Origin of the sequence: Nostoc sp., from assembly GCF_036916575.1 — a bacterium.
In the GTDB taxonomy this organism is placed as follows: Bacteria; Cyanobacteriota; Cyanobacteriia; order Cyanobacteriales; family Nostocaceae; genus Nostoc.
The window spans coordinates 46615-67615 of the sequence record NZ_JBALGC010000001.1; the positions used below are offsets into that span (position 1 = coordinate 46615).

17 protein-coding genes are annotated in these 21001 nt (G+C 41.1%); 5 read left to right on the forward strand and 12 right to left on the reverse strand.

Annotated elements, in window-relative coordinates; all coding sequences use genetic code 11:
- Positions 1-61: 61 nt before the first annotated feature.
- From V7L29_RS00210 to V7L29_RS00220, 3 genes are all read left to right on the forward strand, one after another.
- On the forward strand, positions 62-1261 hold the full coding sequence (locus V7L29_RS00210; protein ID WP_334734135.1) for an EAL domain-containing response regulator: 1200 nt from the start codon (positions 62-64) through the stop codon (positions 1259-1261).
- 180 nt (positions 1262-1441) lie between these two features.
- Entirely contained in the window at positions 1442-2785 is a 1344-nt protein-coding gene (locus V7L29_RS00215) for a PQQ-dependent sugar dehydrogenase (RefSeq protein WP_334734136.1), read from the forward strand.
- A gap of 279 nt (positions 2786-3064) precedes the next feature.
- The gene (locus V7L29_RS00220; RefSeq protein WP_334688074.1) at positions 3065-3472 is read left to right on the forward strand and encodes a phosphomannose isomerase type II C-terminal cupin domain; all 408 of its coding nucleotides are present in this window, start codon (positions 3065-3067) and stop codon (positions 3470-3472) included.
- A 327-nt stretch (positions 3473-3799) separates the two neighbouring features.
- Here the strand turns inward: V7L29_RS00220 and V7L29_RS00225 are convergent, their stop codons facing one another.
- The 10 genes from V7L29_RS00225 to V7L29_RS00270 form a co-directional block, all read right to left on the reverse strand.
- Positions 3800-4558, reverse strand: coding sequence for a HEAT repeat domain-containing protein (locus V7L29_RS00225; RefSeq protein WP_334734137.1), 759 nt, complete (start codon positions 4556-4558; stop codon positions 3800-3802).
- A 185-nt stretch (positions 4559-4743) separates the two neighbouring features.
- Positions 4744-5316: a GNAT family N-acetyltransferase gene (locus V7L29_RS00230; protein ID WP_334734138.1), complete on the reverse strand. Its 573-nt coding sequence runs from the start codon at positions 5314-5316 to the stop codon at positions 4744-4746.
- A 182-nt stretch (positions 5317-5498) separates the two neighbouring features.
- Positions 5499-5687 carry a hypothetical protein gene (locus V7L29_RS00235; protein WP_334734139.1) on the reverse strand — a complete coding sequence of 63 codons (189 nt, stop codon included), beginning with the start codon at positions 5685-5687 and terminating at the stop codon, positions 5499-5501.
- Between the two features lie 163 nt (positions 5688-5850).
- A complete protein-coding gene (locus V7L29_RS00240) occupies positions 5851-6258 on the reverse strand; it encodes an ABC transporter permease (protein ID WP_334734140.1) in 408 nt (135 codons plus the stop codon).
- Positions 6243-7544, reverse strand: a complete 1302-nt coding sequence (locus tag V7L29_RS00245; RefSeq protein WP_334734141.1) for an AmpG family muropeptide MFS transporter — start codon at positions 7542-7544, stop codon at positions 6243-6245. The genes V7L29_RS00240 and V7L29_RS00245 overlap by 16 nt, the downstream gene beginning before the upstream one ends.
- A 143-nt stretch (positions 7545-7687) precedes the next feature.
- Positions 7688-9145 carry a DNA phosphorothioation-associated putative methyltransferase gene (locus V7L29_RS00250; protein WP_334688068.1) on the reverse strand — a complete coding sequence of 486 codons (1458 nt, stop codon included), beginning with the start codon at positions 9143-9145 and terminating at the stop codon, positions 7688-7690.
- A 48-nt stretch (positions 9146-9193) separates the two neighbouring features.
- On the reverse strand, positions 9194-9580 hold the full coding sequence (dndE, locus tag V7L29_RS00255) for a DNA sulfur modification protein DndE (protein WP_334688067.1): 387 nt from the start codon (positions 9578-9580) through the stop codon (positions 9194-9196).
- 455 nt (positions 9581-10035) lie between these two features.
- On the reverse strand, positions 10036-13422 hold the full coding sequence (gene treS, locus V7L29_RS00260; RefSeq protein WP_334734142.1) for a maltose alpha-D-glucosyltransferase: 3387 nt from the start codon (positions 13420-13422) through the stop codon (positions 10036-10038).
- 433 nt (positions 13423-13855) lie between these two features.
- Positions 13856-15841, reverse strand: coding sequence for a DNA sulfur modification protein DndD (dndD, locus tag V7L29_RS00265; RefSeq protein ID WP_334734143.1), 1986 nt, complete (start codon positions 15839-15841; stop codon positions 13856-13858).
- Between the two features lie 112 nt (positions 15842-15953).
- Positions 15954-16208, reverse strand: a complete 255-nt coding sequence (locus V7L29_RS00270; RefSeq protein ID WP_334734144.1) for a hypothetical protein — start codon at positions 16206-16208, stop codon at positions 15954-15956.
- Between the two features lie 121 nt (positions 16209-16329).
- On the opposite strand from V7L29_RS00270, the gene V7L29_RS00275 reads away from it, so the two are divergent.
- The gene (locus V7L29_RS00275) at positions 16330-16575 is read left to right on the forward strand and encodes a helix-turn-helix domain-containing protein (protein ID WP_334734145.1); all 246 of its coding nucleotides are present in this window, start codon (positions 16330-16332) and stop codon (positions 16573-16575) included.
- Here V7L29_RS00275 and dndC read toward each other — a convergent pair.
- Complete coding sequence (gene dndC / locus V7L29_RS00280) at positions 16572-18206, reverse strand: DNA phosphorothioation system sulfurtransferase DndC (protein ID WP_334734146.1); 1635 nt, start codon at positions 18204-18206, stop codon at positions 16572-16574. The genes V7L29_RS00275 and dndC overlap by 4 nt on opposite strands.
- A 171-nt stretch (positions 18207-18377) precedes the next feature.
- Between dndC and V7L29_RS00285 the strand changes: the two genes are divergently transcribed.
- Complete coding sequence (locus tag V7L29_RS00285; RefSeq protein ID WP_334734147.1) at positions 18378-19976, forward strand: DGQHR domain-containing protein; 1599 nt, start codon at positions 18378-18380, stop codon at positions 19974-19976.
- A 73-nt stretch (positions 19977-20049) separates the two neighbouring features.
- Here V7L29_RS00285 and V7L29_RS00290 read toward each other — a convergent pair whose 3' ends face one another.
- A complete protein-coding gene (locus V7L29_RS00290) occupies positions 20050-20994 on the reverse strand; it encodes an HNH endonuclease (RefSeq protein ID WP_334734148.1) in 945 nt (314 codons plus the stop codon).
- Positions 20995-21001 lie beyond the last annotated feature (7 nt).

Below are 21001 nucleotides of genomic sequence, written 5' to 3' on the forward strand. Positions count from 1 at the left end.
ATTTTGGACAAACTTTGTTGTCATTTTTTCATAAATAATCAAATATAAATTGAGGAAAATTATGCCGAAAGTTTTAATAATAGAAGATGAAGAAGCCGTTCGTGAAAATATTTTAGATCTGCTAGAAGCTGAGGATTTTGAAACTCTTGCTGCGGCTAATGGCAGAATCGGGGTACATTTGGCTATCTGCGAAGTTCCCGATTTAATTCTCTGTGATATGATGATGCCAGAAATTGACGGTTATGGCGTGCTAACAGCGTTACGCCAAGATCCATCAACGGCAACAATTCCTTTCATTTTTCTCACTGCAAAATCTGCTAAATCTGACTTCCGTCAAGGTATGGATATGGGTGCCGATGATTATATAACTAAGCCATTCACTCGGTCTGAGTTATTAAGTGCGATCATCAACAGGTTGGAAAAGCACGCTACCTTAAAAAGGTATTTATCTCCTCCGACTGTAATTAACAACTTGTCTCCAAAAATGCAGCTATTAGAAATTAGCTTACACCGGGCTATCAAACAACATAATTTTCAAGAATTTGAAATTTATTATCAACCAATAATCGATATTTATTCTGGTAAGATAGTAGCTGCTGAAAGTTTATTGCGCTGGCAAAGTCCGGAATTAGGGATGATTTACCCAACAGAATTTATTCCGTTAGCAGAGTCTACAGGTTTAATTGTGCCAATTGGTAAATGGGTATTAAAGAGGGTCTGTAAACAAATAAAAAGCTGGCGTGATGCTGGAATTAATTCCTTGATTTTTACTGTAAATCTGTCAGTAATAGAATTTAATCAACCAGATTTTATTCAGAAAATAGTCAATTTTATAAATATCAATAATTTGGAACCAAATTACTTAAAGCTAGAACTCACTGAAAGTATGATTATGCAAGATGTAAATAGGGCGATCGCTACTATGAACAAATTGCGTTCTTTGGGTGTGAAAATTGCGATCGATGATTTTGGTGCGGGCTTCTCTTCTTTAATTTATCTGAAAAACTTACCCATTAACACATTAAAAATTGACCGTTATTTTATCCACAATGTTGCTAATGATAAACAGAAATCAGCTATTACTAAACCATTAATTCAAATGGCTCACAATCTCAATCTAGATGTAATTGCTGAAGGTGTAGAGACAGAGGCAGAACTGGCTTTTTTGCGCCAACACAACTGTAATTATATGCAAGGCTTTCTATTTAGTCATCCATTGCCGGCAGCAGAATTTGAAAAAATTTTGTTAACTAATAAATAGCTTATATATGTCAATATTTGACTAATACTAATATTGGGCATTGGGAAGAGAATTTAGTCCTCAGTCCGTAATCCCCAGTACCTTAGTAGTTTAACTAACCAAGAAAAATCAAACTTTAGACTGGCGACAATTATTAAGTCTCAAGTCTAGAGTAAAAAATTGTGTATAGTGTCTATCGCCATGAAAGTCCCTGCGCGTTTCTTGCTGCCAGTTTTTTTACTGACCTTGATAGCAGCCTGTAACCAGACTCGCGCTTCCTCAGATAATCCCATACCACAAACATCTGTACATTCTGCTAAACTGACACAGAATCCTACACAGCCAAAAGATATCGTCCGGACTGAAACACTTTCACCCAAACCCATCCGGATCAATCTGAAAAATTTACCAGCACCCTTCGCAACAGAAAGTGCCTCCAAGCGACCTGAGGTTGTGCCCATTCCGCAAAATCCGGTGCTGCGCGTACCACCAGGCTTTACAGTTAACGTATTTGCCGAAGGTCTAGATGCCCCACGTTGGCTAGCTTTAACCCCCAGTGGTGATATCCTAGTAACTGAAACCGAACAAAATCGGATTCGTCTGTTGCGTGATAGCAACGGTGACGGCGTAGCTGATGTTCGAGAAACCTTTGCTAGTGGGAACAACGGACTCAATAGACCCTTTGGGATGGCTTTTGTAGGTAATTCCTTTTTTCTAGGGAACACAGATGCTGTGGTGCGTTTTCCCTATACTCAAGGTCAAAATAAGATTACGGGTAAGGGGAAAAAAATCGCCGACTTGCCTGCTAAAGGTTATAACAACCACTGGACGCGCAATGTCGTTGTCTCACCTGATGGCAAGAAATTATATGTTTCAGTTGGTTCAGGAACCAATGTGGATGAAGAACCTCTACCACGGGCTTCGATACAGGTGATGAATTTGGATGGTTCCCAGCAGCAGACTTTTGCTTCCGGCTTGCGTAACCCTGTTGGATTGGACTTTCACCCTATTACTAAACAACTTTACGCCACTGTTAACGAACGGGATGGAATCGGTGATGACTTGGTTCCTGACTATTTGACACGTGTTCAGCAGGGGAAGTTCTACGGCTGGCCCTATGCTTACCTAACGCCAAATAACCTTGATCCTCGTCAAAAGACTAATGGCAAAAGTAAACGTCCCGATTTAGTAGCCCGTACCCAAACGCCAGATGTGCTGTTTCAGGCGCATTCAGCAGCATTGGGTTTGCAGTTTTATGATGGTAAAACGTTTCCAGAAAAATACCGGAACGGTGCTTTTGCTGCTTTTCGTGGTTCTTGGAACCGCGATCGCGGCACTGGTTATAAAATTGTATTTGTTCCCTTTGATGCTAAAGGGCGATCACAAGGCTACTACGAAGACTTTCTCACAGGATTTTTGCTAAATTCTTCTGTACCAACCACTTGGGGACGACCTGTTGGTTTACTTGTGTTGCCAGATGGTAGTTTACTACTAACAGAAGAAGCCAATAATCGTATTTATAGGATTCAGTATACGGGAAGGTGAACAATTTAAAATTCACGCATTCAAAATTAAGAAATTCAGAGATAGAATCTGTTACCTGGGGTCAAGTTAAAGCAGTTGTCATCAATAAAGATATTATAACCATCTTTGTCTCCAGGTTTATTGGGTTTAAGCTTAGATTACTAGGATTTACGCAAAACTAAACCCGCTCTGAGGCAATTTATAAATTGCTCCTACCTGAAAATCCTTCTTTTCGGTTATTGTTTGCGTAAGTCCTGATTACTTAAAAATACTGATAATCATCTGGTTGAAAAATTAGTTATGGCTCCGAATGACAATAATACTCAGTCGAATATCAACGAATTGTCTGCACATTCAGGTACACGATATTGGGGTGAGGTGGAAGTGATTGAGGAGGGAGAAACCTATAGAATTAGTCGTGTTGAAATCAAGCCCAGGCACGGCATTAAACCACAAATCCATTATCACCGCAATGAACATTGGGTCGTAGTCTCCGGTGTGGCGAAGGTGACTTGTGGCGATGCGGAAATATTACTGAATCGAAACCAATCAACTTATGTCCCCGCAGCAACATTACATAAGGTAGAAAATCCTGGACATATCCCGCTAATTATTCTAGAAATTCAAAATGGTGAATATTTGGGTGAAGATGATACTGAGCGTCCTTATGACTTAAATTTGCTCAAACCTGTAGCTGAAGGACAGTAATAATTTTAGATTTTAGATTTTGCGGAAAGTCTGAGCGGAGGTTTCCGACGCTCTCTACCAGACGCTCTTGCTAGCTAGCTTCCCCGAAGGGGTACGCGGACTCGCTCTAAGCGAACGCGTTAGCGTCTCTTCGAGAAGCTATGCCGTTGGCGTTCGCGAACAGCGTGTTGCAGACAAGCCTCTCGTTCGCTGTCTTCGTCTCTGAAAGAGAAGAGAAGGCTTTACGCTGCGCTATCCGTTGGCACAGCCCGCCGTAGGCATCAGAACTTTCCAAGACGGATTAAAGAATTGAAATTTAATCCAAAATTGAATTGCCCAATGCTTAAATCAAAACCACCCTTCTTGTTCCAGGGTTTCAATCAACTGCAAGCCACGGGGATCACCTACTCCTAACAGTGAGGCTTTGGCGTCTTCCCGTACTCCCAAATCTTGGTCTTCGGCAAAGGCTTGAATTAGGGCGTCGATCGCTGTGGCATAAACTACATTAGAAGGCAGTTCGCGGCACAGTTGACCAATTGCCCAAGCACTGTTACTCCGCACTGCTGCCACGGGATCTTGGACTAAGGCTTCAATTAATGGTGGTATTGCTCCTATAACTGCTTCGTAACCCACTTCTGCCATCTGTGCTAAGGCGCTAGCAGCCCACAAACGCACTGCGGAAATGTCGGTTCTTAAAGCGTCTGCCAAAGGTGCTAAAGAACGGCGATCGCGACAGTTTCCTAAAGCCCAAACAACACCTTTACGCACATAGCCATTCCAATCACTGTTTAGTTGAGTAATTAATGGACTCACTGCTTCTGAACTGGGATTGCGTCCGATGCCATAGGCTGCACTCACCCGTACTAAGGGACAGGTATCAGTTAATAGGCGAATCAGATGGGGGGTAGCACGCGCATCTTCAATATCACAAAAAGCACGCGCTGCTAACATTCTTTGCTGGGGCTGGGGATTTTCCAGCAAGGCTAGCATCACTTCTGGATCAGGCTTCGCCACATCTGATTCGGCAGCTAGCGGCTCTATTTTATCTAAGGGGCTTTCTAGCTCCTCCTCAATATCGAGTAGGCTTAGATCGTCTTCGTCATACATAATTTCATTTCAATCCCTTTTCGGGATTAACACATAATCCCCCGCGCCAATAAGTTAAAGCTTTATATATACTTTATATATATTAGTTGGGTTCTTATACATTTTCCCTTCTTCCTCGTTGAGTTTTATCCAAACGAGAACCGCCATAACTCAGACGTTACAGTATGTTACCGCTATCCTCTAGTTTATTTTTCTGCACTCAGGAATTTTACCATCCACAGGGATTGGGTTTGATAACCTAACTGATTGTAAAGATTTAATGCGGGTTTGTTGGATTGAAACACTTGCAGTCCAATCTGGCGATCGCCTCTTTGAATAGCCCAATTTTCCACATATTGCATCAAGGCTCTACCAATACCCCGTCGCCGATGTTCTGGCACAACGTAGAGGATAAAGATGTGAGCATGACGGTTACTCTGCACTTGATCTATAGCATTGCCCACCCAGAGGCAGGCTATGGGAGGATGGAGGGATGGGGGAGCAGAAGGGATGGGGGGAAAGAATTGCTCCTCTGCCCCCCCGTCCCGCGTTAGGGATTTTTGCTCTAGACCTCTGCCCCTCTGTCCCCATGCCTCTTCTTCGATCCACCACAAGGGCGTATCGCTGGAAAAGTATTGTTTAACTGTTTGTTCTAGGTGAGAAAAATCATCATTGGGAAAAAGATCCTGGTAAGTTCGCTGCATGAATTTAAGCAGCAGCGCCCGATCCAATGTGGAACCACGGCGAATAATATACCCCGGTAGTAGTTGCTCAGACACTTCTGACGTTTATTGATTTAGCTAGCTGAGTTATACGAAATTGGGGAAGGATGTCTTGTTTGACTCCCACAGGATAACGGATTGGAAACCGCTTCTATCAAGCATTTTTCTGTGTGTCCTAATTAGGAATTAGGTGGCTTGCTTCTCGCCATTCGCGTAGCGTCTCGTAGAGAAAGCGAGTATTACGAATTAGTATGTACTACTAGTAGTAAATCAGTTGGAGTCGGTTGATAACTTACCTCTACCTCTTCAATTGGTGCGGGTGCTGCCATATCGGAGGGTAAAAAGATGCGGGCACTGACTGCCACTAGCGCCAAAACAAATACTAATACTGCAAGCAAGGGGGCGATGTACTGACGAAAAATAGCCATATTTTAGATTGCAAACAAGCTCGGAACTTTTATGAGAACTTAGCTGAAGATTTGTGAACTATTCTGGAATTATTTTAGCGATTTTCTGTGCATGGGAATGGGAAATGGGGCATTGGGCATTTTTATTCTTCTTTTACTCCTCTGCCCCTTTGCTTGTGCAGTATTATTGGGGATCGCGCTCCAAATCATCAAGCACTCTCTCGCAATACCAATTCTCCGGCATCCCAGGATAAGTCTCCTTTGCCTGTTCAATTAACCGTTCAGCAGCGGCAGCGTCACCGGATAACTTAGCGATTAGCCTGTTTTTGAGATAGCTATCAGATACACCATCCTCTACCTGGTTTGGTATCCTTTCATTTATAGTTGATGGCCGGGACTGCTCTCTCCGCAACTGCCAAAATAAAACGTAATAAAGTGTACCAAAAATTAATATTAGGCTGAGTGTTCCGAAAAAAGTTAGGAGGTTAAATGGTAGAAATCCCAGAACTAACTGTGAGAGAACATACCCAAGTAATAAACCAACGAGTAAGAGAATAAATGTGCCGACAGCAATAACTACTTGATTCCCCATATATCCTCTTCTTCGTTCTCCAATCCTGGTCTGGATAATACTACCACTGGCTTTTGATTCCAAGGGGCAAAGAATGGCAATAATAGTAATCCCGGTAAAGCAGCTATTGCTGTCAGTAGAAAGAATGTAGACCAACCAGTGGCTTGTGCCCATGTACCTGCTGGAGCCGTAAGAATATCTCTACTAAAAGCCTGCAAACTCGAAAGTAAGGCGTACTGTGTAGCTGAAAAGCTTTGGTTACAAAGACTCATCAAAAATGCAACAAAAGCAGCGGTTTCTAAACCAGCACAGAATTGTTCTATATTAACGGCAGCTAACATTAGAGAAAAGTTTTTACCGACTACTGCCAACGCGAAGAAAGCCAAGTTGCCGACAGCTTGCAATATGGCGAATATCCAGAGCGAGCGATTAACACCAATTTTGGTCATTACCGCTCCTGCTGCCAAAGTGCCAACAATAGTGGCGAAAATTCCTAGCGCACCAGGAAATGCGATGTCGGTTTGAGTGAAATGTAAGCCTTTATCTAACAAAAATGGGGTGGATACATTCTTTAGTAAAGAATCCCCCAACTTGTAGATCACAATGAATATTAGGATTAAAAGTCCTTGTAGCCGGCCACGACGCTGAAAAAATTCAATAAAGGGTAATTTGACTGCGGCAGATAAAGTCTGAGGTGGGCGATCGCGTAGGACTGGTTCTGGTGCAAAAATAGAAGTTACCAAGCCTAAGAGCATTAACAGCGACATCAATAAGTAAACAGCTTGCCAAGGGATTCTATCTGCTAAAAATAGGGTAACGTAACCAGTTACGAGAATGGCAACGCGATAACCCAATAAATAAATAGATGCTCCAGCACCTCTTTCTTCTACTTCCACTACATCAGTGCGGTAAGCATCAACTAAAATGTCTTGGCTGGCGCTCAAAAAGGCAACGATAACAGCAGCAATTCTTAAAGATTGTAACCCTTGGGATGGGTGTTGTAGAGCCATTGCAGCTATACTTAACAGTAATGCTACTTGTGTAATTACCAGCCAACCTCGACGCCGCCCCAAAAAAGGCGGTACAAATTTATCTAGTAAAGGCGACCAGAGAAATTTTAAAGAATAGGGCAGCTTGACTAAACTAAAAGCGGTAATCGCTGCCAAGCTGATTCCTTCTTTAGTCAACCATGCTTGTAATGTTTGACTGGTTAAATATAACGGCAACCCTGATGAAAAGCCAAGAAATAACAAAGCTCCCATCTTTGGACTGCTAAAAATTTGTAGCAGCGATTTATTTACTTGCACAATCTTAAAGATTCCTTTTTATTTAATTGAATTGCAGTTATCTTGCCATAACTACTGTCTAATTTCGTGTAAGCACACAAATCTGCTAAGATTTACTTTATTTAAGATACATATCAGCAATACTCTAACAGTGTGATTATTCCTTAATTTTCCTTAATTAAATAAATCTGATGTGCCCTGATTTCTACCCCGTGGGCAGCAAGGCATTTTTTCCAACCTTCACGAGTGCCAATGTCGCTTTTTTGGTTCAGCAGCCCTAATTCCAGTTCTTTTTGGGTGAGTTTAGCAAATTCTTCGTAGCGTGGGTAGTTGCTAGTAACAAATGTTTCCTTACGGTGTAAAATCGGCGGATTTGCCCTAGTTTCGTAGTCTCGATGAGTTATGAAGAGGGTTTTTAAATCAATACCGATACTAGCTTTTAATGCCGGATGGGGATCAGTGTCGAATTCTGGGTAAGACAGATAGGATATTTGCGGCTTATCAGTGTGATATTTGATCAATGTGGCTTCATCGACACGCCCAATGGTACGGCTAGCGCAACCTTCACAAATTCGGAGTATGGGGTCAAGTGCAGCAAGTGCGGAAACATGGACGTACAGCGCACCGCGTGTATGTTTACCAACTTTACTTTTTTCGCACGCAGTTTGAATCACCCCAAGTTTACCTAAGCTGAAAAGCTTTTGGTCGGCTACTTGACAAGCTTCTTCATAGCAACTAAAAAAGGCTTTGATATCGTGACGCATTTCTGGCGCTAGCTTTTGCCATGCAGGACGTTTATCAAAGTGAGTGAGGGCGAGATAAACTTGGATATCTAGAGAACGACGGTAAGCGATCGCATCCCATTCTGCTTCATCAGTGGCTTGCAAAACTACACCAAAGGCCCGGCGGAAGTTACCAAATTCGCTCAGTAATTCCTGTTCATTTTCTAATTCGCCTTTCACAGGTAGTCTACCGCGTTTGGTAAAAAAAGCCATTAATGGTTGCAGTTGTTCTTGATAGTCTTCAAACCGTTTAATGGGGATGCGGACTCGCGGTATAGAAGTTGCAGAAAAGAAGCGGATTGCTTTGTAACTTTCTTTTTCAGCTTCATCTCGAAAAACAAAGTAGACACCTAAAGCGATTGGTACTGCATCGACATTTAGCACCTGATCAATATAAGTTTTGAGTTCTTCTTGTTCGTAATATTTCTGAAAAGTATTGCGGCGCGTCACAATGCCATCATTGTAAGCAAGTTGAGTTTTGCTGGGAGCGTTAATCAGTATTTGAGCAGCGACAATTAAAACTTTCCCGGTGAGTTCCCAGGCTTGACGAAGGCTTTGACGGCGTTCTTCTGGGTCTTCAATAACGTTGAGGACGTAACCCAGATTGACCACATCAGCGGCGGTGAGTGGGACATCAGGATGGTAGTAAGGGTCCCAGCCTGCACTGGTGTAGCCTAAGTTGCCTACTCGCTGCACATCACCACCATAGCCACAACCGTAGTCAAAAAAAGTGGTGTCTTGATTTAGGATTGCCCATTCTATTGCCAATCGCACGGGGCGAGATAAATCAGTCCGAGCGATCGCAGCTCTGTGACGCTCGATTTCTAGCGCTTCAGGCATAATACTAATTCGTAATTCGTAATTAAGACACCAGTAACTAATATTCTTTCAAGGTTTAATCGCCAGTTCAATTAAATCTTCAATTTTCTTGATATTTGGATCGCCTGCTAAGTAGCCAATACCGCGATGCAAATGTAAGCGAAATTGAGTGGCGAGGGTTTCTTTGTCGGTGGGATAGCCGTCATTGTGACAGCGTTGCTTGAGGGCGAGGAGGAGAATATCGGACATTTCGCCGCCAAAGACGCGCCAAGTCATTTCGACGTTGCTATCCTGGGGAATTGGAACGGGGGAGGGTGCGGCTGCTTCTGCTAGGGAACGACAAAACGCCCAACGGCATAAAATATTCCATTGGTCGATTTTGGTACTGCGTCTGAGTTTGGTAAGTTGGTCTTTGGCTGTTTGGGAAAGTTTTATTCTTTCGATTGGGGATTCCATGATTAAAGGTTATTTGAACGAGAAAATGGGACTTGCTGGCGTGCTGAGGCTAAAGGCAGACGCGTTACAAGAATAACTAAATCATTTGGCGGGCGGCTATCCCTCTCTATCCACTCTTAGGTAGAGTTTACCGCCGACTTTTTATGAAACCGAACTGGTACGTATAGCTCAACAACCATAACCATTTCAGGTGAAACTATTTATCTTCCAAAATGATAGTTATGTCATCTATTTCGGGAGTATAAATAATTCTCTTCACTCGCCATGTTTTGTTTTTTAATTGTACTTCTTCACCTATTCTCGGAATACATTGTAAGTTATAATACTTCCCTAAAAATTATTCTGCATTCCCTTTCCAAAAAATTGTTCTTGTCAGTTCACCAGTTTTGTTACTCATTTTTCTTCTTCCTCATATTATTTATTTATTGCAGTTTGTTCGTACTATGAAAAACTGTTTAAGCAGTTTCACTCAATAATCGCAGAATAAATTTGAGTGGAATTTCTACCCAATCAGAGCGATTATTTAGTTCATTGCCTAGTGCATCAATCGCTTGCTCTAGAAGATAGGCAAAAAGCAGCACATCTAGTTCTTGTGTTGTCTTTGGCAGGAAAGATTCTTGACTAGCAGTTTCTAAATAAGAATTGAGAAAGCTAGTACTAACCCAGATATACCAAAACTGTCCCCATTGTTCTATAAGGGGTAAATTTTCCGGCAGGATCATCCCAGATTCTTTTTGATAGACCAGAGCTTCGTTAACTGCATAGTTGAAAGATAGCAACATTCCTGCTACATCTCGTAGAGGCGATCGCTTTATGCGTCGTTCGCTTAAACTACGATCTACTTCGCCTTCAAAATCAGGAAGAATAAAGTCTTTTCCTGTATAAAATACTTGCGATAAATGGTAGTTTCCATGATGACGAGTACGCAATGCAGTAATTTTTTGCCCAACAATTAACTGAAAGCGTTCTAAGACTTTCTGTTGGCTATTAAAAACTTCTAATGCTAATGGTTGAGTATCGGTTGGCAAGTATTTTACTCGTTCTTTTAACAACCGAAATACTTGTCCAGTTAAGTTACGTGCATTTTGATATATCGAACGTTGATAAAGTGATGAAAAAGATTCTGGAGCAAAGTCTGAGCTATCTATATTTGTAGCCAGCGCTATATGGAATTCAGCTGTGGATTTACCCAATAGTTCAACACTTTGCAGGTAAGAAGTGATAGTTGCAATTGCAAATTCTGGAATCTCAATTCTCTGTAAATCTAACAATGAACCTGATGGCAGAGGCACTTCGGTAATAGTGGCGTGTTCTGTGGTCACTAAATCAAAGTACTTTTGCAAACTATCAAGGGTGTAGTCCCAGCCACTGCGGATATCGGAAATAAACTCTTGTAATATGCCTATAGTCGTAGGTAAGGCAGTTTTATTACCTGTTTTATTTGCACGGCGGTACTCTAAAGCACCAGCTAGGAAAACTGAGTGTTGCAAGCGTTTTTTCTGGTATAGGAAACGCCGGATTTCTAAATCTGGGTGCAAACCCTCCTCGATTTTGCGGAAGAGTTTCAACAACAAGCGATCGCCATAAATTATATAAGTATTGGTTTCTTCTTCTTTATTCAGAATAGTCGGCTCACTATTAGTTAACTGTTGGCGCAATTCGGAGAATGAATCAGTAGTAGTGCCAAATAATTCTCCGGTTATCCCTTTATAAGAGTAATGATTAGCGATCGCATCATCTAGCAGTGAGGTGAGAAAGTTCTTGTCTGCTAAAGCATCAAATAAAATTCCACCTTCTTGAGTATTGGGTGGAAGAGTGTCTATTTTGCCTTGCACCTCAAGCCGTGCAATCACAGCTTGCGGCATTTCTGCTAAAAGATTTGTTGCTTGCTCACCTTCTGCATAGGCGAGAAATAACAGATAAGTTTCGTGGTTTCCCTGGCTATAATCTACCTGCAACCAAACAATTTCAGCTATCTGCTGGTTATAGGGTAAAGAAATCGCTTCAATGATTTGTACTGATTGTACAGTCTGAGTTTTGCCGCCAAACCAACTACAGGTATAGAGATAATCCCGCAGTGATGATTCTAGAATGCTTTGTGACTCTCGTTGCCGAATCACATTCTGCCATGAACCATTTACCAACAGATAGCTCAAGTCTGCTTGGGGTTTAGGCTCTTGAGTTGAGCTAAATTTACGTTGTAAGGTGAACCAGTAAAACCCGTAAGGACTTAAGCTGAGGAAATAAGGCGATTCTGTAATCAGTGGGAACTCAGTGGAACCAAAAATTTCTACTGGTGTTAGCCCATTGAAGGTTGATAAATCTAATGCCACCGTTTGCACGTAACGAGATAAATTTGCTACTACCAAGACATCTTCTTCAGAGGTAATCCGGCTGAAGGCAAAAACTTTGCGATTATTAGACTGTACCAATTCAAAACGTCCTTCACCCAATGCCGCAAACCGTTTGCGAGTAGCAATTAAACGTTTCATCCAATACCAAAGAGAATTGCTATTAGTCCGTTGTGCCTCGACGTTGAGTGCTTCGTAGTGATATTCTGAGTCAACGATGACGGGTAGATACAAGCGTTGCGGGTTAGCGCGACTAAAACCAGCGTTGCGGTCAGAACTCCACTGCATAGGTGTGCGAACACCATTGCGATCGCCTAGATAAACATTATCTCCCATGCCAATTTCATCACCGTAGTAAAGTACGGGGGTTCCTGGCAAAGATAACAGTAAGCTATTAAGTAATTCAATTTGGCGGCGGTCATTGCCTAAAAGCGGCGCTAATCTGCGGCGGATGCCTAAATTTACCCGCATTACTGGGTCTTGTGCATAGACCCCATACATAAAATCGCGGTCTTCATCTGTCACCATTTCTAAAGTCAGTTCGTCATGGTTGCGGAGGAACAATGCCCACTGACAGTTATCAGGAATCGATGGAGTTTGCTGGAGAATATCTACAATCGGGAAATTATCTTCCATCCGCACTGCCATAAACAAACGCGGCATTAGGGGAAAATGAAAGTTCATGTGACACTCATCCCCTGCACCGTAATATTGCGCTGCATCTTCAGGCCATTGGTTGGCCTCAGCTAGTAACATCCGGTTAGGAAATTTCGCGTCAATGTGCGATCGCAACTCCTTCAAAAACCCATGAGTTTCGGATAAGTTTTCGCAGTTCGTTCCTTCCCGTTCGTAGAGATAAGGTACAGCATCCATGCGTAGTCCATCTACACCCATCTCCAACCAAAAATCTAGAACATCAAATACTGCCTCGCGCACCAAGGGATTGTCATAATTCAAATCCGGCTGATGGGAATAGAAACGATGCCAGCAATAAGCTTGGGCAACTGAATCCCAAGTCCAGTTAGATGTCTCAAAATCTTGGAAAATAATTCGCGCTTCTCGGTATTTCTCAGGAGTATCACTCCAAACATAAAAATCTCGCTCCTGACTTCCTTTTGGGGCGCGACGTGCTCTTTGAAACCAAGGATGTTGGTCAGAGGTATGGTTAATAATTAACTCAATAATTACACGAATACCGCGCTGATGAGCAGCGCTCAAAAACGCTTTAAAGTCTTCCAACGTGCCATAGATAGGATTGACACTAGTGTAATCGGCAATATCGTAACCATCATCCCTGAGTGGCGAAGGGAAAAAAGGTAACAACCATATAGCAGTAATACCTAAATCTTGTAAATAATCTAGTTTATCTGTCAGCCCTGGAAAATCACCAATACCATCACCATTACTGTCAGCAAATGTGCGAACACCTAGTTCGTAGATAATTGCATTTTTGAACCATAATGAGTCATCTTTCAAGCTGGAGTTTGGCATTATTTTAAAAAGATATGCGATCGCATATCTAATAGAACTATATTTTTACTTGATACAATCCCTGAGATTATCAGCTTATTTATCTTACACGAGTAATGTTTAAACTTTCGTACTTAAGTAATGAAACTACCAAACGAGCTATATTTAGTGATAAATAATCATACCAACTGCGTATATACATATAATTTTTTGCAGATGGATGCCATCCTATAATAAAACTTATTGTAAACTATCTCTTTAGTTAGTGGTAAGGTCGTTAGATATATTGTATAATTTGGAGTTAAAAAATTGCGATAGACGCGTAGCGGTAAGGGGGTCGCAGTCTTCTCTACGAGACGCTGCGCGAACGCTTAGAGCGACGAAGGAGCGTCACCCCCGAACCCAGAGGGCTTGTCGTTAGACATCGCTTAATTTTTATAACAAATGATATCTCCTACCAAAAATACCCTGGTTGGATAGTTGTTTGGCGGCTGGCAGAGTCGTATTTGAGAAGATATTCGCGGGCGATCGCTTCGTTTTCTCGCAGTGTTTCTACTTCTTTGTTTCCAATCTCGGTATCGGTAGATAACAAAATTACTTGATGACTGGCGGATGGAAAGTAACGTTCAACTAAGTTGCTGCGGTGGGAGGAGTCTAGCCTCCCTAGTGGTGTATCGATGGCTACTGGTAGGCGGTGTCCAGAGACTTTTGCTAGTCCCCAGAGAAAGGCGATCGCTAGTAGTTGTTTTTCGCCAGCCGAGAGGCGATGTTTAGGGACTAGTTTACCATTGAAATCATACAAGTAAAGTCCAAAAGTATTGCTATCAATGCCGATGCGATGCACTAAATCTGATTTGTGGAGGAGATAAAGGAAGCAATTTTTAACTTCTTCCTCTAATTTATTGAGCTTTCTAAGGGTTAGTTTTTCCCGAAAAATCTTGAGCGTTTCTTGAACTTTCGCCGCAGAGGTAATAATATGATCTTTATTTTTACGTTCAATATTTTCTACAGTATATTCTTGTAATTCTTTTTTGGTCTTATCAAGGGTAGTTGCTAACTCAGCTAACTTCTGGCGAGTTATCTCATAATTTACTTTAGCTTTAGAAACTTGATTTTGTGCTTCTTCCACAGCTTCGCGCAGCTTTTTATAAGCTTCTGGTTCTGCTGCTGTTTGCACTTGTCTTGCTAAATTGATAATTTCTTCTTCTAAATTTTTGAGAATATTTAATTTTTCTTTTGCAGTATTTAAAGCATTTTGCAAATAATATCTAATATTATCTAATTGACTCAAACTTTCCTCATCAGCTAATAACCAAGGTGATTCCGATTGGGAATAGCTTGTATATAAACTATCAATATCTTTAGCTAAAAAAGAGTTAATTTTATCAACTTTGTCAGAAGCGATCGCTAATTCACTTAGCCAGTTGAGTAAGCGTTTATCTCGTTCAAGTAAAACATCTTTAGCTAACTGTACTTGTTGATAGCGAAATTCATTTGCTCCCTGTGCTTGTACCTGACTGAGTAAATTAGAAATTAGCTCTAAAGGTAACACATCAGCAGCTAATTCACACATTGACTGCCGAATGTTTTCTGCTGCGGCAGTTTTATCTTTTTCTTGTTGTTCTAGTTGATTGCGTTCGGCAGCGATTTTACCCCCTTCCAAAACGAATTTATCTAACACTTCTTGCTGTATGGTTTCTAATTCTTCAAGTTGATTTTTGAAATGGGCTAATTTTTCTTCTATAACTAGGTAATCTTCTTGCTGCTGCGTTAACCTTTTTTCAATTTCTTCTATGTTAGCTAAATCTTTAGTGTCAGCCATTTCCTTACGTTTGCGGTTGACTAAAATCTCCAAATCAACTGCTAAACGGTCAGATAATTCTAGCCCTAAAAGTCCGCGAATAGCTTCAATTACAATTAGTGGTGGTGATTCTTGTTCTGCAAGGTTTCTTACTTGTTCACCATCAAAGAGAAATAAATTAGAAATTCCTAATGGCAGCAGATTTTCTATATAGTCATCCCAAGTATTCACCAAAGATTCAACAGGCCAAGTATCATCATCGCCTAAAATTCCCAAAGAATCTTTACCATCTTTAGGATTTTTTTCCCAAGTTCTGACAATCCGATATTTTACTGGTTTATCATCTTCGATGTGTTCAAAAACTAATTCAATCCGCGTTTTTTCAGCAGGGCTAGCTTTACTATTAACACATTGGTTTAGAAAATCGTTATAACTCAAATTACCACGGGTAGAACATTGAGCGCGATGACCATAAAGCGCAAGGCGTATGGCATCCATCAGCGTAGTTTTTCCCCCGCCATTCATCCCACCTAATAAAATAATTGGACGCGGATTTTCATCTTTTCTTGGATCAAGATTGATTACTTGTCTTCCAGAATAAGGGCCAAAGTTTTGTAGTACAAGTTCAAGAAATATCATTGATATTTAAAAAGAAAATATATGGCGAATGGAATTCACCCGGTATTGTCCCGTTATTTTTGTAGGGTGTGCATTGCCCACCCTATCATATTTTTTACTAATCGAATTAAAGTCAAGTGGTCAGAATGTACCTAGTTAAGATACTCATGACTTCTCCAGGGTTGGGACTAGGTAATAAAGGACTCCATTCATTAACTTGAGCAAAACCCAGCTTGTAAAGGGTCAAAATTGTGTTGTTAACACCTGTTTTAGAACCATAAATTACTACTTTTACAAATTCTCTCCCTGGTGTTGTTTGTTGAGATTCATTGGCGGAAACAAGCGGCAAGATGGTTGGAAAGGTATCTGCCAAAAAGCTTTTAGTCATTGGAACTCACATATTTTTCTAGAGATATTTATGTCCCGTATACGGGACATAAATATCTTACACCTTTTGTCGCTTATACGGGACATTTACTTGGTTAAAAGCCTTTGACACAATCAAAAGCATGGGAAAAGCAGGAAAAGCGCTGAAACAGGTATTAGAGACACATGGCATTAGCCAAAATAAGTTAGCAGTGACAATGGGAACTGGACGCTCAAATGTTAATCGCTGGGTAAATGAGATAATGGACCCTGTAGCGGAGGGGGTGCTAGAAATTCGGGATGCACTGAAAAAAATTAATCCAGCCGCAGCAGAAGAGTTTATCAGGCTATACTTGGGAAATGGTGACAAAGATGAACAGCAAACTTAAAGCGTCGTCTCTCTATTTTTAAATTTTATATTTGCCCAAGTTTTAGCCTCATCAGCAGATTGTGTAGCATTGGTTACGTCAGCTTGTGCATTCGTGACGACAAAATCTGCTAAAGTTAGCTGCTTGACCTTTTCAATATCACCTTGTTCAACTGCTGTTTTCAAATCCCGTTTCAAATGAGCATTTTTCACCGCTTCATCTTTAGAACGCGAACTAGTAGTAAAGCATTTTTCTAATGTGTCATAGATTCCCACGCGCCGCGACATTTTACGAAATTGACGTTCTGTGTCTAACAATTTCGCCATGAGTTCCAAGTGCATCGCATCACCTTCACAGATTTCTTCTAATACTATCCATTCATCACGACCTAGTAGGCTATAGTCAGCACCAGGACGGGGATCTTGAAATTCTTCACCAGTCACTTCTTGATAAATCCGGGGTAAACTATCATCAAATTCGTGTTTGTCTTCTAGCCAAATGCGACGAATTTCGCTCATTTCTTCTATAGTAATTAGGGTGATGTCGCGCATATTTTCTGGCGCTGTGCGACGGGTTTTTGTTTGGGCTTCTAATAATCGTCTGAGCCAATGTTCCCGCCAATATTTGGTATAGGGGCCAGGTATTGGTACAACAGTTGTTTCTCCATCTTTATTGCGCTCAAATAGTTGGACATCTCCCCAAATCCTTCTAAAGTCTCTTTTATCCCAGTCTTCTTTAATGTCTAATTCATTGCGAATATCCAATAGAGGCTGCATCCATTCTTTCTCTTCATCATTTTGGATCATCGCTTCCATTGATTTATCCTGACTCACCAGCGTGCAAACCCAGCAGCCAAATCGAGAATCACCACAACTAGGAGTAGAAGTATCAACAACTAGAGGACATTCATTATCTGCTGTTGCACCTCGATACAGAGTGAATAAGTCTTTGTTGTTTCCTCCCCAAGGGTTATGCCATTGCATTAAGTAAAGCCATACTTCATCATTACGCCAGTCTTCGATAGGAGTATAAACGAGGGAGTTAATCAAACTCGATCTAGGACTAAGGCGATCGCGCACCCGTCCTTCTTCGTGCTTTTCCATGACAGTCGCACGTTTGGTGCTTTCTGCCTTACGCATACCTAAAACAAGAATTACCTCACCATTATCTCGAACCATGTTACGGATAAAGGTATTCGCAGGCTGTATTTTCAGCCGTTCGGTACACCACCGAAATCGCATACGCGGCGCAGGATAGCCTTTACCAATTAAGTTTACCCAAAAGGTATCTTTGACTGCGGGATAAAGCAGATGAGTTTCAATTGGCATCCCTTTTTCTTTTGCAGCAGATGCGAGCTGCTGCATGGATGTACGAACCCAAGCAGAAACAATTGGATTTTCTACTTGAGTATCTGTTGTAATAACATGGATTGTTTTAGTTCTTTTTTTTGGAGCAAGAGCAGCGATCGCATTCCAAACAAGTTGCAATATTGCACTAGAATCTTTTCCCCAGGACACGCCTAAAACCCAAGGTATTTGGTCTAAACAATACAATTCTTGAATTTCAGTAGTGAGAGCTTGGATAGAGTCTACTAACTCTGCTACAGTACGTATCTGCTGACCTTGATTTTCTGGTTGTTGTGCTGTAGTCATTTCTCCCTACCTCTAGAAATACTGGCGTAATATCCAGGCGAATAGAATTCGCGGCTATACAGACAAAACCCACTTCCGTGGGGCAAAAAAAGTTTTTAAAAACTTTACTACTAATATCCATTTTTTTGGATAATTAAACTACATGATACTATTCTGTTTTTAAAATTTAACATGAAAGATAGTGCATCTGACCCCACTGCTGACATAGCTAGAGAATATCTAGAACGGGAAAACAAGGAAAAACAGGTACTAGCTTTACTCCTGGAGAAGTTTTTAGGGAGAAAAGATCAGATTCTCGTTCAAAAAACCGAGATGGGTGGTACTGAGGCTTATGTTAGCTCTGTTACCTTGGAATGGTTTGCAGGTCGGGTTCACTTTGCCTCTGGCTTACCTCTGTTTCAAAAAAAGTATAATCCAGACACTGATAATGTCGAGATTGACGCGGATAGTATTGATGAAATTCAGCAGCGTCCCCTTGATTGGTCACGTCAAGCGCCGCTAGTGCAGTATTTAGCAGCTCGACACAACCATAAGTTTCCGCCAGTGCTGGTAGTAATAAATCAACTGTGGGTGGATAATCCCAAAGCTACTGAGTGGGATAGTGAAGGACGCGCCACAAAATCTACTACTGATTTCATCCCCCTAGATAAAGACGGTAAGGTAGGTCTGCTAAATATTTCTGAGGATGATGTGACTATTTATGCCTTAGATGGTCAACACCGATTAATTGGTGTACAAGGGTTGATGGAGTTAATCAAAACTCGTAAGCTTCAGCGCTATAAAAAAGATAAAGGTGCTGATGACAGTTTTATTACAGTAAATGATTTGATAGAAAAGTACCAAGTAGACCTTGCTTACTTGCAAAATTTACCCAAGGAAAAAATTGGTATTGAGTTCATCTGTGCGGTAGCGGCTGGGGAAACTCGCACCCAGGCGAGACGGAGGGTGAGATCGATTTTTGTTCATGTCAACTTGATGGCTGCACCATTGACTAAAGGGCAACTAACACAGTTGAATGAGGATGATGGTTTTGCGATCGTTGCTAGAAAAATTGCAGTTACACATCCACTATTAGAACAACGACAAGAGCGTAATCCTCGCGTCAATTGGAATAGTGCAACAGTGGCTTCCAATTCTACAGTTTTAACGACTTTGCAAGCTCTGCAAGATATGTCTGAGCGATATTTGGCTCAAAAGTTCCCCCACTGGAAACCTTTGGAGAAAGGTCTAATTCCCATGCGTCCAGAGGATGAAGAACTTGAGCAGGGAATTGAGGAATTTAGAAAGCTATTTGATTGTTTGGCTAGTCTTTCCAGTTATAAAATTTTAGAACATGAGGATACACCAGCTTTACGGCGCTTCAGCTTTGAGAAGGATGGAGGTGAAGGAAATATGCTTTTCCGTCCGGTTGCTCAAGTTGCATTAGCGCAAGCTATCGGAATTTTGGTATTTAAAAAAGGTTTCTCTCTGTTCGCTATTTTTAAGAAGCTGAGGAAGTTTGACCAGCAAGGTGGTTTTAGTGGTATGGAATATCCGCAATCTATTTGGTATGGGGTTTTGTTTGACCCAAATAAAAAGCGGGTGCAGGTTGCTGGACGAGATTTGGCGGCGAAGTTATTGATTTACATTTTGGGTGGAGTTCAGGATCACATGGAATCTGCTGAACTTCGTAAGGTTTTGGCAGATGCTAGAACTGTGGAAGATAAAACAATAGGTTTTGATGGCGAGTTTGTTGATCCAAAGGGCGTAGGGCTTCCGCCTATTCTTTAAATCTGAAGTTAATGAATACTGAGAACCTATAAAGTTTTCCAAAACCGAGCTTTAAAAATAGAAATACTAGTTATTAACGAACTTGCTTTGCAATTGTACTACTTACAAAACGATTTGAGTCTAAAGGATCGTGATCGGGACATATAACACGTAGATTAGTTGGATTTATTGCACCTTCAGGATGTCTAGGAAATACAGTCAATTGCCCATTTTCTACAGTCTGATGACAGCCACCTTCATATTCACAGGATCTACGTACAGACAATAGTCGAACAATCCAAAAGGGGTGGGGAATACTCTGTTTTCCTAATTTTGGATGAATTAATGTACGTGGTTTAAGAGAGACATCATACAAAGATACTCGATTACTTTTATGAGAATTACACCATCTACAAGCTAACCGGAGATTATCCTCTTCGTTACCGCCTTTTGAAAAGGGAACAGCGTGATCAACTTCAACACAAATATGACGTTCTTTCAGACCATGTAATGTCATATAGTCAACGAACAGAGGAAGAGGAGCTTCATTATAGTTTGTATAACCTAAGAACTTATTTTCAGCCCACTTAGTAAATTTATATCCACAAATCCAACAACGTTGTTCAGGGCCGTAGATATCCCATAATAATTTCTTATCATCTAGGCTTGGAGAAATACGTTTTCTAGTCTTTCTACGCTGGATTTCTTTATCAACCAATCTTGCAATATATGTTGAAATTTTATTTCTTTCTTCTTCAGTAATCCCAGAGAAAATAACAGGTACTCTTCTTTGAACTGTTGTAAATATGTGAGCATATCCTTGGTTAGAATCAGCAAATAAATCTGGATCACAGATTGATTCGATAAACCACTGCGTCCAGAGTATATGGATATCAGCTCTCAACAAAGTCCCTCGACCACTCATTACAAAATCAGGAACTCTTTGATTGGCTATATTGCTTAAGCATTTAATATCCCAAAACTCTTCCAGTTTATCTGCTGTAGTATTTAGAAAAGAGCTAATTTCTGCAAATTCCATAGTTATA

What these genes read in the sequence shown, in the direction of transcription:
- dndE (WP_334688067.1), bottom strand. Translation starts at nt 9,580, where the DNA reads ATGGAATCCCCAATCGAAAGAATAAAACTTTCCCAAACAGCCAAAGAC.
- V7L29_RS00220 (WP_334688074.1), top strand. Translation starts at nt 3,065, where the DNA reads ATGGCTCCGAATGACAATAATACTCAGTCGAATATCAACGAATTGTCT.
- V7L29_RS00225 (WP_334734137.1), bottom strand. Translation starts at nt 4,558, where the DNA reads ATGTATGACGAAGACGATCTAAGCCTACTCGATATTGAGGAGGAGCTA.
- V7L29_RS00285 (WP_334734147.1), top strand. Translation starts at nt 18,378, where the DNA reads ATGAAAGATAGTGCATCTGACCCCACTGCTGACATAGCTAGAGAATAT.
- V7L29_RS00250 (WP_334688068.1), bottom strand. Translation starts at nt 9,145, where the DNA reads ATGCCTGAAGCGCTAGAAATCGAGCGTCACAGAGCTGCGATCGCTCGG.
- V7L29_RS00240 (WP_334734140.1), bottom strand. Translation starts at nt 6,258, where the DNA reads ATGGGGAATCAAGTAGTTATTGCTGTCGGCACATTTATTCTCTTACTC.
- V7L29_RS00215 (WP_334734136.1), top strand. Translation starts at nt 1,442, where the DNA reads ATGAAAGTCCCTGCGCGTTTCTTGCTGCCAGTTTTTTTACTGACCTTG.
- dndC (WP_334734146.1), bottom strand. Translation starts at nt 18,206, where the DNA reads ATGACTACAGCACAACAACCAGAAAATCAAGGTCAGCAGATACGTACT.
- dndD (WP_334734143.1), bottom strand. Translation starts at nt 15,841, where the DNA reads ATGATATTTCTTGAACTTGTACTACAAAACTTTGGCCCTTATTCTGGA.
- V7L29_RS00290 (WP_334734148.1), bottom strand. Translation starts at nt 20,994, where the DNA reads ATGGAATTTGCAGAAATTAGCTCTTTTCTAAATACTACAGCAGATAAA.
- treS (WP_334734142.1), bottom strand. Translation starts at nt 13,422, where the DNA reads ATGCCAAACTCCAGCTTGAAAGATGACTCATTATGGTTCAAAAATGCA.
- V7L29_RS00270 (WP_334734144.1), bottom strand. Translation starts at nt 16,208, where the DNA reads ATGACTAAAAGCTTTTTGGCAGATACCTTTCCAACCATCTTGCCGCTT.
- V7L29_RS00210 (WP_334734135.1), top strand. Translation starts at nt 62, where the DNA reads ATGCCGAAAGTTTTAATAATAGAAGATGAAGAAGCCGTTCGTGAAAAT.
- V7L29_RS00235 (WP_334734139.1), bottom strand. Translation starts at nt 5,687, where the DNA reads ATGGCTATTTTTCGTCAGTACATCGCCCCCTTGCTTGCAGTATTAGTA.
- V7L29_RS00275 (WP_334734145.1), top strand. Translation starts at nt 16,330, where the DNA reads ATGGGAAAAGCAGGAAAAGCGCTGAAACAGGTATTAGAGACACATGGC.